Origin of the sequence: Vibrio hyugaensis, assembly GCF_002906655.1 — a bacterium.
Lineage (GTDB): Bacteria > Pseudomonadota > Gammaproteobacteria > Enterobacterales > Vibrionaceae > Vibrio > Vibrio hyugaensis.
Genome location: NZ_CP025794.1, coordinates 2,298,158 through 2,311,351 on the forward strand (window position 1 = coordinate 2,298,158; position 13,194 = coordinate 2,311,351).

The window sequence follows — 13,194 nt, forward strand, 5'->3', positions numbered from 1 at the left end:
AATAATAAAAAAGAGCACCTCGGTGCTCTCAGACTGCTGACAAAGGTCTAGCCATCAGGCTAGACCTTTGATCTAATAGGGGTATCGAAAAGTGGATACTCCAATATGCTACAAGATCCTTCTCCTCAACAATACGAATTTGAAATGGTGACGATGGAGCAGTTAGTTCCTAAAGACCATTTAGTCCGCAAAATTGATAAAGCCATAGACTTCGAATTTATCCGGGACCAAGTCGCTCACCTCTATTGTCAAGATAACGGTCGACCACCTGTTGACCCTGTTCGACTTTTCAAAATCATTTTTATTGGCTACCTCTTCGGAATCAAAAGCGAGCGACAGCTCGTTAAAGAGATTGAAGTCAATGTAGCCTATCGTTGGTTCTTGCGCATGTCGTTAACGGAGAAGGTTATCCATGCTTCAACACTGAGCCAAAACCGTATTCGCCGCTTCAATAATACCGACGTATTCGAACGTATCTTTATCAACATCGTTGAGCAGGCTATGGCCAAAGGCTTGGTCGCTGGGCAGCAACTCTTTACCGACAGCACTCACCTCAAAGCAAACGCTAACAAAAATAAACACACCAATGAGGTCAGAGACGTTCGAGCCAGTGCTTACCTCGACATGCTTGATGAAGACGTTGCATTAGACCGAGAACGAGAAGGAAAGAAGTCGCTTAAGGCACGAGTATCCGAGCCTAAAACAAAGAATACGAAAGTCAGTACTACAGACCCAGAAAGTGGTTTTATGACGAGAGACAATAAACCACAAGGCTTCTTCTACCTTGACCATCGTACCGTCGATGGTCTGCATGGGATCATAGTGGACACTCATGCGACGGCAGGTAATATCAATGACTCTCAACCCTATATTGAACGACTGGACTACACGCTAGAGCAGTTCAACCTTAACCCTATAGCTGTTGGTCTCGATGCCGGCTATTTTACCGCTCCCGTGGCAGAGTCATTAGAGCGCCGAAATATCTTAGGTGTGTTCGGCTACCGTAGGCCATCAAGAACAAAGAACACGTTCAAGAAGAAGCACTTTATCTACCACAAAGAGAGTGACAGTTATCGATGTCCAAATGGGCAAACGCTTATCTACAAAACGACGTCACGAAATGCTTATAGAGAGTATCACTCAGACCCGAAAGAATGCGTGCTCTGCCCAATGCGAAATGACTGTACTCAAAGTAAAAACATGAAGAAAGTCATCACCAGACACATCTATACAGATGCAGTGGAGAGAGCGAACCAAATGCGGCTCTCTCCCTATGGGAAGAAGACGTATAGACGAAGAAGTGAGACGGTAGAAAGAAGCTTCGCTGATGCTAAGCAGCACCATGGGCACCGTTATGCCCGCTTCCGTGGGCTAAGCAAAGTGCAAATGCAGTGTTGGTTAGCTGCCGCAGCTCAAAACATCAAGAAGATAGCTCTAGTAATGAGTTATTTGCAAAAAATGGGGTTCAATATGGCTCAAATAAGACAAATATTAGCTTCTAAATACTTGTTTAAGAGTTGGAACAGATTAAATCTGGTATAGCGAAAAATATCGCGATCGCGACCTACGGTCGCTTATAAAAAAGAACCCCACCGAAAAAGGTGGGGTTCGTCATCAATCTGAGAGCACCTCGGTGCTCTTTTTTCGTTTAGTTGACTGGTCGTCACAAATACTCATTTGGCTTATGGCCAATCGATGGTTTCGCCAGCGTGCTTTTCACACTCTTCTTTCACCATTTCAAACAGTTCCATGCACGTTTTAGAGCACGTCCATTTGTCGTCAACCAGCTTAAAGTGAAAGCCACCGGACTTAGAGGCCAACCAAATCTCATGCATTGGCTCTTGGCGGTTAATGATGATTTGGCTACGGTCTTCAAATTCTAATGTCATTACATTGCCAGACACTTCGTAATCAATGTCTGCGCCTGATTCATCGATGGATTCTTCGATGATTTGCATCTGTGCGTCCACCAGTTGATGAAATTCAGTATCGTTCATCCGTCTATCCTATTGCTTTTCCTGAGTGTGGTGCGATTATAGGGGGCATTGGTTTAATAATCACGATATGCAAAATGAAAAAATTACTTACTGTGTTGTTTGTGATGGTTGCAGCGACACTGGCTGGTTGCGGCCAATCAGGCTCACTTTACATCCCAGATGATGCTCAACAAAACGAGCAGTCACAATAATCAGCCACACCTTAGGGTGAAAACAGGGTTTAGCAGTCGAATTAATTAAGGGAAGCGAATTTTGGATTACTTCAACTATCAGGATGATGGCCAGCTTTGGGCCGAAGACGTCTCACTCCACGATCTTGCCGAGCAGCATGGCACTCCTCTTTATGTTTACTCACGCGCGACGCTAGAGCGTCACTGGAATGCATTTGATAGTGCAGTGGGTCAACATCCTCATCTTGTTTGTTACGCAGTAAAAGCAAACTCAAACCTTGGCGTATTGAATGCACTGTCTCGTTTGGGCTCAGGCTTTGATATCGTATCGGGTGGTGAGCTTGAACGTGTTATCGCGGCTGGCGGTGATGCGAAAAAGGTGGTGTTCTCAGGTGTGGGTAAAACACCCGCAGAGATGAAACGCGCACTGGAACTGGGCATTAAATGCTTTAATGTGGAATCTGAACCTGAGCTTGAGCGCTTGAACAAAGTGGCACAAGAGCTCGGAGTGATTGCGCCAATTTCGCTACGTATCAACCCTGACGTAGACGCAAAGACGCACCCTTACATCTCGACTGGCCTTCGTGACAACAAATTCGGCATCGCGTTTGACCGTGCACCTGCGGTATACCAATTCGCTCAGAGCCTGCCAAACCTAAACGTGCAAGGTATCGACTGCCACATTGGTTCTCAGCTGACTGAGATAGAACCGTTCATCGACGCCACAGACCGCTTGCTAGCGTTGATTGATGATTTGAAAGCGCAAGGCATCAATATCCGTCACCTTGACGTGGGTGGTGGTCTAGGTGTGGTATATCGTGATGAATTGCCACCACAGCCTTCGGATTACGCGAAAGCATTACTAAGCCGATTGGAGAACCACCAAGAGCTAGAACTGATTTTCGAGCCAGGTCGTGCGATTGCGGCGAATGCGGGCATTTTGTTAACGCGTGTGGAATTCCTAAAACACACTGAGCACAAAAACTTTGCCATTATTGATGCGGCAATGAACGACTTGATGCGTCCAGCACTTTATCAGGCATGGCAAGATATCGTGCCAGTCTCACCACGAGCAGGTGAAGCACAAACTTACGATTTGGTGGGGCCTATCTGTGAAACCGGCGATTTCTTGGGCAAAGATCGAGCACTAGTACTGCAAGAAGGTGATCTACTCGCGGTTCGCTCTGCAGGCGCCTATGGTTTTGTGATGTCTTCGAACTACAATACTCGTACCCGAGCGGCGGAAGTAATGGTGGATGGTAACCAAAGCCACCTTGTTCGCCAGCGTGAGGAGCTGACCAGTTTGTGGCAGCTGGAACAGATTCTACCGGAGTAACACACAACAAATGCATTTCCACTTTTCCAAAATGCACGGTTTGGGCAACGACTTTATGGTCGTCGACTGCATTACCCAAAACGTGTTTTTCTCCCAAGACTTGATCCGTCGTTTGGCGGATCGTCACACGGGCATTGGCTTTGACCAACTGCTCGTGGTTGAAGCGCCATATGATCCAGAAACCGACTTCCACTACCGCATTTTTAATGCCGATGGCAGTGAAGTTGAGCAGTGTGGCAATGGCGCTCGCTGTTTTGCGCGTTTTGTGCGTTTGAAAGGACTGACCAATCGATACAGCATTAGTGTTAGCACCAAGAAAGGTAAGATGATTCTTGATGTTGAAGACGATGGTGATGTAACGGTAAATATGGGCGTGCCTGAGTTTGAACCAAGCAAGATCCCTTTCAAAGCGAAGCAAAAAGAGAAAACCTACATCATGCGAGCAGGTGAAAAAACCTTGTTCTGCGGTGCCGTAAGCATGGGCAACCCTCATGTTGTGACGGTGGTTGATGATGTTGATACTGCTGATGTGGAAACGCTTGGTCCATTGCTTGAGTCACATGAACGCTTTCCTGAGCGTGTGAACGTGGGCTTTATGCAGGTAGTGGATCGCAACAACATCCGTTTGCGCGTGTATGAGCGTGGGGCGGGTGAAACCCAAGCTTGTGGTAGTGGCGCATGTGGTGCAGTTGCCGTGGGTATTTTACAAGGTCTACTGGACGAGAACGTGAAAGTCTCCCTACCGGGTGGCGAACTACGTATTTCTTGGCAAGGCCCAGGTAAACCGTTGTTTATGACGGGGCCAGCAGCGCACGTATTTGATGGTCAATTGTCGTGTTAGTTGAAGAGCAAGAAAACCAAATCTCAGAAGTCGAAGCGGATGCACTGACGGCGGAAGTTGTCGCTCAGTTCCTGAAAGACCATCCGGATTTCTTTGTTCAGCGTCCTGAACTGATTGACCGTTTATCTATGCCGCATGCCGATCTTGGCACGGTTTCTTTGGTTCATATTCAGATGAACCGCCAGCGTCAGCGTATTGAAGAGCTGGAAGAAGAGATCACGACACTGATGTCGTTGGCGGCGAACAACGATCGTACTTTCTACGAGTTCATGGATCTACAAGGACAAATCCTTAAATGTGGTGACTTCAAGCAAGTCATCAAGGCAATAGAACACAAAGCCAAAGACCTTGGATTGAAGGCGTATGTTCGTTTGTTGACTCAGTGCGATGCATCGACGCAACTGAGTAAGGAAAATTACCAACGTTTTGCGACGACACATTTAAACGGAAAAGACGCTTACTTAGGTCGCCTGCGTAAAGTGGATCGTGAAGCTTTGTTTGGGAATATGGATGTTCCAGAAATGGGTTCCTATGTGGTGTTACCACTCGTAAAAAAGCAGACACTTGGCGTGTTAGCCTTTTCTAGCGAGGACGGCGGTCACTTCCAACCAGATATGGACACCTTGTTTTTGCGTCACCTATCATTAGTAGTGGCACATCTCGCTCAAACACTGGTATGGCAAAGTCACCATGACGATAACTCCCAACACTCCTCTGCCAAATAGTCTTCAAAAGCCTCTTGAACGCTTCTATGAATTCCTGCGAAGCGAAAAAGGGCTTAGCCTGCACACTCAACGTAACTACAAGCAACAACTTGAAACCATGGCACATCACTTAGCTGAGATGGGTTTGAAAGACTGGTCGCAAGTCGATGCGGGTTGGGTGCGTCAACTTGCTGGTAAAGGCATGCGAGAAGGCATGAAAGCCAGTAGCTTAGCGACTCGATTATCTTCTCTGCGCAGTTTTTTCGACTTCCTTATCCTGCGTGGTCAAATGTCAGCTAATCCTGCCAAAGGGGTTTCTGCTCCGCGTAAAAAGCGTCCATTGCCAAAAAACCTTGATGTGGATGAAGTGAATCAACTGCTCGAAGTGAACGAAGATGATCCATTAGCGGTGCGCGATCGTGCCATGATGGAACTGATGTACGGGGCAGGTTTGCGTTTGGCGGAACTGGTGAGTATTGATGTGCGCGATGTTCAGCTTCGCAGCGGTGAACTGCGCGTCATTGGTAAAGGCGACAAAGAACGTAAAGTCCCGTTCTCTGGCATGGCAACAGAATGGGTCGGCAAGTGGTTACGTGTACGTGGTGATTTGGCCGCGCCGGGCGAGCCTGCGTTGTTTGTTTCCAAGCTGGGTACACGTATCTCACATCGCAGTGTGCAAAAGCGTATGGCGGAGTGGGGGCAGAAGCAGTCGGTAGCGAGTCACATCAGCCCACACAAACTGCGTCACTCGTTTGCGACTCATATGTTGGAATCGAGCAATAACTTACGTGCGGTGCAAGAGCTATTGGGTCACGAGAATATCTCGACTACACAAATCTATACTCACTTGGATTTCCAGCATTTAGCGCAAGCCTATGATCAGGCGCACCCAAGAGCGCGTAAGAAAAACGACGACAAGTCGGACTAACTCAAGGAATCCCATGAAATTCTACCGCCGTATCGCGCCTGTAAAGGCGATGACGTTTGATCTTGATGACACTCTCTATGATAACTATCCAGTGATAGTTCGTATGGAGCGTGAGTTGCTATCTTGGCTTAAACACCATCATCCGGCGGTAGCACACATGGATAAGGCTGATTGGTTCGATATCAAGCATCAAGTTGTGCAAGCGCAACCAGAGTTGAAAAGCGATGTTACGCTTTGGCGTTTAGTACAGCTTAAACAAGCTTTTTCTCAAGTGGGTTATGACGACGAGGTTGCGCACGCCGCCGCTCAAGCCGCAGTAGACGTCGCGTTGGATTGGCGCAATCGTGTTGACGTCCCGCAGCAAAGCCTTGATGTGCTTGCAGAGCTTAGTCAAGCCATTCCGTTGGTGGTGATCACCAATGGCAACGTGGATTTGGACAGAATCGGGCTGACGCCTTATTTCCAACAAGTGCTGAAAGCCGGACCGGATGGCAGCGCGAAACCCGCGCCAGATATGTTCAGCAAAGCACAACAGTTTTTGGCGTTACCAAGTGAAAACATTCTCCATGTCGGCGATCATTTGGTGACGGATGTGCAAGGAGCCAAACTGTCGGGTTTCGGCGCATGTTGGTTTAATGATATGAATAAAAATGTCATTACTCACGCAAAAACGCGTACGTTACCTGATATTGAAATCAATGACTTGCAGTCGTTGCTTGCGCTTTTGTAATCACTTTCGCATTAATCCATTCTAACGTCCTACTCCCCCTAGAAAAGCCATCTAAAGCCACGTAAATTACTCACATAAAACACCATTCTCAGTGGTGGTGGCATGATGACGGCAGTGGCAGGGTAGATGCGAGCATTCTCTCAACTGGTTCAAAATGTGGATCAGCTTAATGACTTTTTAGTCACTTCTCAGTGGCGTCTAGATAAGCATTATCTGGTGCAAATCCTCTCGACTCAATCACGTGATCTTGCAACCGCTTTAGCTCGGGCAGTCTTAGATAAGCTTCCCGAGGCTCACATCATTGGTCATAGTACCCGCCATGTTATTTTAGAAGGTGAAATCATCAATCACGGTTGTTTGGTTTGTGTGATGGAGTTTGACCAAGTCACGCTGACCTCTGCGGTTCAGAACTACTCTTTTTCTCCTGACATCGATGGCTACGATTTAAAACAATCCCTTCAACTGCAAGATAACTCCAAAGCTATTATCAGTTTCTCAGTTCAACTTGAACGTCGAGATTACCCTGTTTATCGAGTCTTTAATGCTGAGGGACCGATGGTATCCGGTGGGCTTGCTCAGGCAGTTGATGATGGTTGTTGGGTTCTGCATCAAGACCTAGTTTATGACGAGGCCGTTGTTGCTGTTGCCCTCCATAGCGATACCTTAAAAACGTGGACCAGTGCGTATTCAGAATGGAACCCAATTGGTATGCCACACAAGGTGACGCACGCAAAAGGAACGCGTTTATATCAGTTGGGTGAGCGTAAAGCTCTGGATGTTTACAAACACTACCTCGCCGATGGGCGTGACTTGACCCTCAATCAGTTATTAAATTTCCCTTTGTATCGCGAATTTATCGGTCGTAAAGAAGTGTGTGCAGTGACAGAAATTCACCCTGATGGCAGCATGAGCTTTGATAAACCTTGGTGTTTAGGTGATGAAGTTCAGTTTTGTTATAACCATCCATCGCTAACACTTGAGCAAGTTCGACATGGTGTCGTCGAGTTAGCCATGCATCAGCCAGAAGTGGTCATGATTTATAACTGTGCGTCGCGGCTCGACTTTATCGATAGCAGTGATGAGGTGCAGGCGTTTACCGATGTTTCTCATACTTCGGGCAGTTATTGCATGGGTGAGTTGTACGGAGAGAATCTTCAACAAGAAATCTTGCATCATAGTCTGACGTATTTGGCGATGCGCGAGCATGATGATGTTGCCTCACTGAATTTACCGAAGCAGGAGGTCAGTGCTTCAATTTCGCCATTGTTCAGTCTGATCCGAAATGCGATTGGTGACCTGAACAACATGAATGCGCACATGGGTTACCAACTTGATCGGCAAGCGAGAAAGTTAGAGCAGAGCTTTCGACGTGATAGTCGTACTGGTCTGCAAAATCGCGTTGCGCTGCAAGAGCGCTTGATCAGCATTGATACCGATGAGCATCTTCTGACGCTGAAGTTACTGAATTTTAGCCACATTAACGAAAAGTACGGTTATCGCGTTGGGGATCAGTTGCTTAAAGACCTGTCGATGCACTTCAGTAATCGACTTCGTAAGCGTCTTGGTAAACCTGCGGCTTTGCAGCTGTATAGCATTGGTGTCGGGGAGTGGGCGTTCTTATTTAAAGCTGATACCAGCAGTGAAGCGATCAAACAACACTTCACTCGCTTTGCTGATGCGGTCGAGCAAACCAACTTTGAGCCAAGTGGCTTACGAGACATTGATTACCTTTCGATTTCATTGTGTGGTGGCTTAGTCAGCCGTCGTGATTTCCCAACTGCATCACCTGATGAATTGCTACTGAAAGGCATTGAAGCGCGAAGAGCAGGGGTGCGAAGTAATACTCACATCTGTAATGCCAAAGACATTGAGATAAATGAAGATGTGCGGAAAGAGCAGCTTGGTTGGTTGAGCTGTGTGAGCCGTGCCATCCTTAAGCAGAACATCATTACCTACAGCCAGCCAATTGTGCATGCTTATAGCCATCGTCCAGCCAGTCAAGAATGTTTAGTACGTATCATTGAAGAGGATGGCAGCGTTATTGCTCCTGGGCGTTTCTTACCAATTATCTCTGATACGCATTTGTACACGCGTTTGAGCCGTCACATGATTCGCTCGACGCTCAACTACATGCAAGACCAGCATGGTGACTTCTCAATTAACTTGTCGCCTCAGGATTTACTCAGCGATAAAACGTTGATGTTGCTTGAACATGCCATTACCCAACTTAACGACCCAAGACGGATTGGCTTGGAAGTGTTGGAATCTGAGCAAATTAAAGATTACGGAAGGATGATTGAGGTGTGCAGCCACTTTAGAAATCTGGGCGCACGCATTATTGTTGACGACTTTGGCTCGGGTTACTCCAATATTGATGAGATCCTGAAGTTAGAGCCAGAAGTGATTAAGCTCGATGGCAGTTTGATTCGCTACATCGACAAAGACCAAAAGCAGCGCAAGATTGCCTCGCAATTGGTGCGCTTGTGTCAGGTGTTTAATGCCAAGACCGTTGCTGAGTTCGTGCACAACAAAGAGGTGTGCGATATTGCTCAGGACATGGGGGTGGACTATCTGCAAGGTTATTACTTGGGTGAGCCGACACGTTTGTTCTAATGTGCTTTGCTCTAATTGTGCTTAAGTGCTCTAGAGTTTTGTTTCACGTGAAACAGCAGCTAATAAAAAACGCAGCAACTGGCTGCGTTTTTTGTACTTTTTGGGGTGTTAGGCTTTGAGCTCGTGACCACTTTTCTCGGCTTGGAAACGAGGAAGGTATTGCTCGAAGAACGCTAGCATTTGTTTCTGGTTTTGCTCTTCACCAAGTTGTTCTAGCAATTGAGCGGCCACTTCAAAGGTACATAAGTTGCCTTCTTGTTGGTTTCGACGCAGTTGATACTGGGAATCGACTTGAGTGGTTAAACCCATCATCGCAACGCCTTCTAGCCAACGGCTTTTGTTGATCATCTTGCGCGCTTCTTGCCAAGTCGCATCAAGAATGATGTACCGTGGTTGTATGTCTTGTTCGTTGCTTTGTTGCTGCACTTGCTCAAGCGTCAGGCTTTCTTCACTTGGGAAAAGCAATACCGGCAGCAGGCTTGGCTCAGCAAGCGTTTCTAATAACTCCGCTGGTGGTGCTTTTCGATCCCAAACGACTTGAGTGACATTCAATTGGCATTGGGCGAGCAGTTTTCCGGTGTTGGTATCTCGCGTCAGTTCATTGGGGTGCATCAGCAACATAAGTGTATGCTCACTGTTTAACTTTGGCAGCAGTGAACAGATGCAGTTAAACTCGAAGCCGCAAGTTGAGCACGGTTGAGCCATTATAAATGTACTCCGTCACGAACTGGGCTGATGCCATCGGAGAACAGGCGCACGCCGCTGACTTGTTCTTTGCTCGCTTTTGGCGCCAAGCTTGGGTTGATTGGGTAACTTACGCCTGTGTATTGCATCACGTGTTGCCCCGGCGTTGCGCCGCCACCGCTGATATTGAAAATAAGATCACGCCAGCCGTGCGAGGTTTGTTGACCAAGCATAATTGGGCTTTGCACTAGCGTCATACGGCTGTTGAAACGCCACTCTTTCTCGTGGTTTTCGAATATCAACAGAGTACAACCGCCAGAGCCACACCAATCAAGTTGCACCAGTAATTCTTCATCGCCATCGCCATTCAGATCGTAGGTCAGCCAACGGTATTGGTTATTGCTTGGGTTGGTTTGATTAATGAAAAAGTAGTTACGTACCGCCGCATCCACTTTTGAATTAAATTCGGCACTGGATGGAATGTCCGCAGCTGCAATTGGAGCGCTACCGCGTTCAGGAGCCTCTTGTTCAATGCCTGAGTGACGCACTGTTGCTGGGTACAGCACTAAGCCGCCATCGGCGATGGGATATACCAGGTTGCCCACTTTCTCTTTTACTGCTTTCAGTTGGTTGCCTTCGCGAGTGAAAAGACGCTCGGTCATTAAGCGTTGTTGCTGGTGGTGGGTCATCAACACTTGTACTTGCGATGGACTCAGTTGCTGCCAGTAGCCACGTTCAACTAATGGTGGTTGCCCATCTGAGTAGCTGTATTTGGTGATGGCACTGTGGTCGCTGTTCAGTGTCATTTGCACTTCGAAACCTTGTGACTGGGTCGACGTCGCGACATAAGTATTCACCCACTCCAGTGTTGAATCTACATTGGCAGTCATACCACAACCTTGGTAGGTTTTATCGCTATGCTCTAAGGTTGCCTTCCAACCATAGAGAGAGTTGCTCATGGTGTCAGAACACAAGTTCTCGGTCATGCGCAGTTCGCCGGCATCCAGTTGGTAAGTACGCTGACGAGGTTGCAATTTACTGCTGTCGATCTCGAGTGTTTGTGTCGATTTGCCCATTTGCTGGAACTTGAGTGTGTTGCCTTCAAAACTGGCAGCCCAAGACGGTTCATTACCAAATACGCGAGTAGGTTTGCTGGTCTGTTTGCAGCGATGCGGATTTTCTGTGGTGAGGAAGTTCACCTGCTCAACCACAAAGTTAGCGTCGAAATCTGCAGAAAAACCGTCGACGCCTGGTGGGTTGAGGTGACCAATCACTTCACCATACATGGTTTGATAAGGTTCGTTGGTGATGGCCACTGCACGCTGGATTTGTTGTGGTGACAGTTGCAGCCAGTATTGTTTGTCGCTGCCACAAGGTGTGATGTATTGGCTCTCGTGCCCAATCACCACTTCGCCACGCAGCATAAAGGTTTGAGGTAAGATGGTCTCTGGCTTATCTAGGGACGCAGGCGGGGTAGTTGGAGAATCTGCGTCTGACTGCGATGGTTGCATGCTACATGCTTGCAGGACCAGCAGTGTGGCTAATGCCACTGGGTTTTTCAAAGCCTTCATGTTATATCTTCCTTATTATACCAATCGTAGTAAATAACTGTTCATCACAGCTTGTTAAAACGTTCGATAACTGCGTTAAAAATTTTGACTGTAGAATAACTACTTATCGAAAATTTTTGCCTTGTTCTCAAGCGTTTTTCCTACGCTATTTCTGAGCACTTACTTACTGTGATTGGTCTTACTAAATTTGCATCGGATGGCATTATGGCATATTGGTTATTTAAAACTGAACCAGATACCTTTTCTATTGACACGCTTCGAACCCAAAAGGTTTCATGTTGGGAGGGAGTTCGTAATTATCAGGCGCGTAATATGATGCGTGACCAAGTCCAATTGGACGACTTGGTGCTGATTTACCATTCTTCTTGCAAGAACGTGGGTGTGGCTGGCATCGCAAAAGTGACTCGTGAAGCGTATCCCGATCATTTCCAGTTTGACCTAGAGAGCGACTATTATGATCCGAAATCCGACCCAGAAAACCCACGTTGGATGATGGTGGATATCGAGTTTGTACGTAAGACTGAGCGCTTGATTCCGTTGTCGGTAATGAAGGCGATGCCAGAGCTAGAAAACATGCCATTGGTTAAGCGTGGTAATCGTTTGTCGATCATGCCGGTCAGTGAGGAAGAGTGGGAAGCGATTTTGGAAAAAGAGAAGCTGCCAAGTCAGCGATAAAAAGAAAAAGGGCTGCATTGAGCAGCCCTTCGTAATTTTGTTGATAACCCGTCATTGATAACAAATGCAGGTTATAGCAAATGGTCTTGTAAGTAATGCGCAACGGCATCATTTTCATTACTGCCAATCACTTCATTGTTTGGTAGCGCTTTCATCACTTTTTCATGAGATGTGCCCATTACCAAGCCTTTACCTGCCATCGACAGCATCTCTACGTCATTCATGCCGTCACCGAATGCGATGGTGTTCTCTAGGGTTAAGCCAATCGATTCTGCCACCGCTTTTAGTGCATCACCTTTTGAGACGCCTGCGCTCATCACTTCTAGGCACCAAGGTGTTGAGAAAGCGATATTTAGCTTGTCACCAAACTTTGCACGTAATTTGTCTTCAAAGACGACTAAGTGGTCATGATCTTTTGCTGGGTGGGTGAAGAAAACTTTTGCAATGCCGTCTGTTGGCGCATTTTCTTGGTCGTACAACTTGTAAGTGAATTCTTCGTGGAAATCACGCAGTTGTTCGTCGTCTTTGTTCAACAACCAATCATCGTTTTGATACATGTGGATAAGTATCTCTGGATCCGTTTTGATCGTGTCGATCACCAATTGCACCAAATCTTCTGGTACGTTCTGGCTGTACATCTCTTGATCATTTTGGTCGTGCACACGAGCACCGTTTGAAGTGATCATATAAGCCGGAATGCCCACTGTGCGACGGATACTTGCTACGTCTACGTGGTGGCGACCCGTTGCAAAGACAAATGTGTAGCCTTGTTCATGCAGCGCTTTGAGCGTCTCTTTCGAGTAAGTACTTAGCTGGTGGTTTGGTGCGAGCAAAGTGCCATCCAGATCTGAGGCAACAATTTTAGTGATCTCTTTGCAAGGTAACGATGTGGTCATGAAGCCCTCGTAAACGGTTTGGATAGAGTGGAACAGGTTGATTGCACAC

The 13,194-nt window shown here is 47.0% G+C and carries 13 protein-coding genes; 9 read left to right on the forward strand and 4 right to left on the reverse strand.

Going from position 1 to position 13,194, the window contains the following annotated elements; translation table 11 throughout:
- The first annotated feature begins 105 nt into the window (after positions 1–105).
- Positions 106–1,542 carry an IS1182 family transposase gene (locus C1S74_RS11320; protein WP_103415280.1) on the forward strand — a complete coding sequence of 479 codons (1,437 nt, stop codon included), beginning with the start codon at positions 106–108 and terminating at the stop codon, positions 1,540–1,542.
- Between the two features lie 140 nt (positions 1,543–1,682).
- On the opposite strand, the gene cyaY is transcribed toward C1S74_RS11320, so the two are convergent.
- Positions 1,683–1,997, reverse strand: coding sequence for an iron donor protein CyaY (gene cyaY, locus C1S74_RS11325; protein WP_045497930.1), 315 nt, complete (start codon positions 1,995–1,997; stop codon positions 1,683–1,685).
- A gap of 74 nt (positions 1,998–2,071) precedes the next feature.
- On the opposite strand from cyaY, the gene lptM reads away from it, so the two are divergent.
- From lptM to C1S74_RS11360, 7 genes are all read left to right on the forward strand, one after another.
- Positions 2,072–2,188, forward strand: coding sequence for an LPS translocon maturation chaperone LptM (gene lptM / locus C1S74_RS27125; protein ID WP_005533626.1), 117 nt, complete (start codon positions 2,072–2,074; stop codon positions 2,186–2,188).
- A 61-nt stretch (positions 2,189–2,249) separates the two neighbouring features.
- A complete protein-coding gene (gene lysA / locus C1S74_RS11335) occupies positions 2,250–3,503 on the forward strand; it encodes a diaminopimelate decarboxylase (protein ID WP_045402036.1) in 1,254 nt (417 codons plus the stop codon).
- A gap of 10 nt (positions 3,504–3,513) precedes the next feature.
- Positions 3,514–4,344, forward strand: coding sequence for a diaminopimelate epimerase (dapF, locus tag C1S74_RS11340; protein ID WP_045402038.1), 831 nt, complete (start codon positions 3,514–3,516; stop codon positions 4,342–4,344).
- Positions 4,345–4,364: 20 nt separating this feature from the next.
- On the forward strand, positions 4,365–5,069 hold the full coding sequence (locus tag C1S74_RS11345; RefSeq protein WP_045402114.1) for a DUF484 family protein: 705 nt from the start codon (positions 4,365–4,367) through the stop codon (positions 5,067–5,069).
- Entirely contained in the window at positions 5,035–5,976 is a 942-nt protein-coding gene (gene xerC / locus C1S74_RS11350) for a tyrosine recombinase XerC (protein ID WP_045402040.1), read from the forward strand. The genes C1S74_RS11345 and xerC overlap by 35 nt, the downstream gene beginning before the upstream one ends.
- Positions 5,977–5,989: 13 nt before the next feature.
- Complete coding sequence (gene yigB / locus C1S74_RS11355) at positions 5,990–6,706, forward strand: 5-amino-6-(5-phospho-D-ribitylamino)uracil phosphatase YigB (protein ID WP_045402042.1); 717 nt, start codon at positions 5,990–5,992, stop codon at positions 6,704–6,706.
- A 126-nt stretch (positions 6,707–6,832) separates the two neighbouring features.
- On the forward strand, positions 6,833–9,319 hold the full coding sequence (locus tag C1S74_RS11360) for a bifunctional diguanylate cyclase/phosphodiesterase (protein WP_045402043.1): 2,487 nt from the start codon (positions 6,833–6,835) through the stop codon (positions 9,317–9,319).
- Positions 9,320–9,427: 108 nt separating this feature from the next.
- Here the strand turns inward: C1S74_RS11360 and C1S74_RS11365 are convergent, their stop codons facing one another.
- Positions 9,428–10,024 carry a tRNA-uridine aminocarboxypropyltransferase gene (locus C1S74_RS11365; RefSeq protein ID WP_045402045.1) on the reverse strand — a complete coding sequence of 199 codons (597 nt, stop codon included), beginning with the start codon at positions 10,022–10,024 and terminating at the stop codon, positions 9,428–9,430.
- Entirely contained in the window at positions 10,024–11,574 is a 1,551-nt protein-coding gene (locus tag C1S74_RS11370; RefSeq protein WP_045402047.1) for a COG3650 family protein, read from the reverse strand. The genes C1S74_RS11365 and C1S74_RS11370 overlap by 1 nt, the downstream gene beginning before the upstream one ends.
- Positions 11,575–11,778: 204 nt before the next feature.
- On the opposite strand from C1S74_RS11370, the gene C1S74_RS11375 reads away from it, so the two are divergent.
- Complete coding sequence (locus C1S74_RS11375; protein WP_045402049.1) at positions 11,779–12,249, forward strand: EVE domain-containing protein; 471 nt, start codon at positions 11,779–11,781, stop codon at positions 12,247–12,249.
- Positions 12,250–12,320: 71 nt separating this feature from the next.
- Here the strand turns inward: C1S74_RS11375 and C1S74_RS11380 are convergent, their stop codons facing one another.
- Positions 12,321–13,145 (reverse strand): Cof-type HAD-IIB family hydrolase, encoded by an 825-nt coding sequence (locus C1S74_RS11380; protein ID WP_045402052.1) that lies wholly within the window; start codon positions 13,143–13,145, stop codon positions 12,321–12,323.
- Positions 13,146–13,194: the final 49 nt, after the last annotated feature.

Bases quoted from the DNA above. Each gene is read 5' to 3' on its own strand.
- C1S74_RS11375 (WP_045402049.1), top strand. From the start codon at position 11,779: ATGGCATATTGGTTATTTAAAACTGAACCAGATACCTTTTCTATTGAC.
- C1S74_RS11370 (WP_045402047.1), bottom strand. From the start codon at position 11,574: ATGAAGGCTTTGAAAAACCCAGTGGCATTAGCCACACTGCTGGTCCTG.
- C1S74_RS11320 (WP_103415280.1), top strand. From the start codon at position 106: ATGCTACAAGATCCTTCTCCTCAACAATACGAATTTGAAATGGTGACG.
- xerC (WP_045402040.1), top strand. From the start codon at position 5,035: ATGACGATAACTCCCAACACTCCTCTGCCAAATAGTCTTCAAAAGCCT.
- C1S74_RS11360 (WP_045402043.1), top strand. From the start codon at position 6,833: ATGCGAGCATTCTCTCAACTGGTTCAAAATGTGGATCAGCTTAATGAC.
- lptM (WP_005533626.1), top strand. From the start codon at position 2,072: ATGAAAAAATTACTTACTGTGTTGTTTGTGATGGTTGCAGCGACACTG.
- C1S74_RS11380 (WP_045402052.1), bottom strand. From the start codon at position 13,145: ATGACCACATCGTTACCTTGCAAAGAGATCACTAAAATTGTTGCCTCA.
- C1S74_RS11365 (WP_045402045.1), bottom strand. From the start codon at position 10,024: ATGGCTCAACCGTGCTCAACTTGCGGCTTCGAGTTTAACTGCATCTGT.
- yigB (WP_045402042.1), top strand. From the start codon at position 5,990: ATGAAATTCTACCGCCGTATCGCGCCTGTAAAGGCGATGACGTTTGAT.
- dapF (WP_045402038.1), top strand. From the start codon at position 3,514: ATGCATTTCCACTTTTCCAAAATGCACGGTTTGGGCAACGACTTTATG.
- cyaY (WP_045497930.1), bottom strand. From the start codon at position 1,997: ATGAACGATACTGAATTTCATCAACTGGTGGACGCACAGATGCAAATC.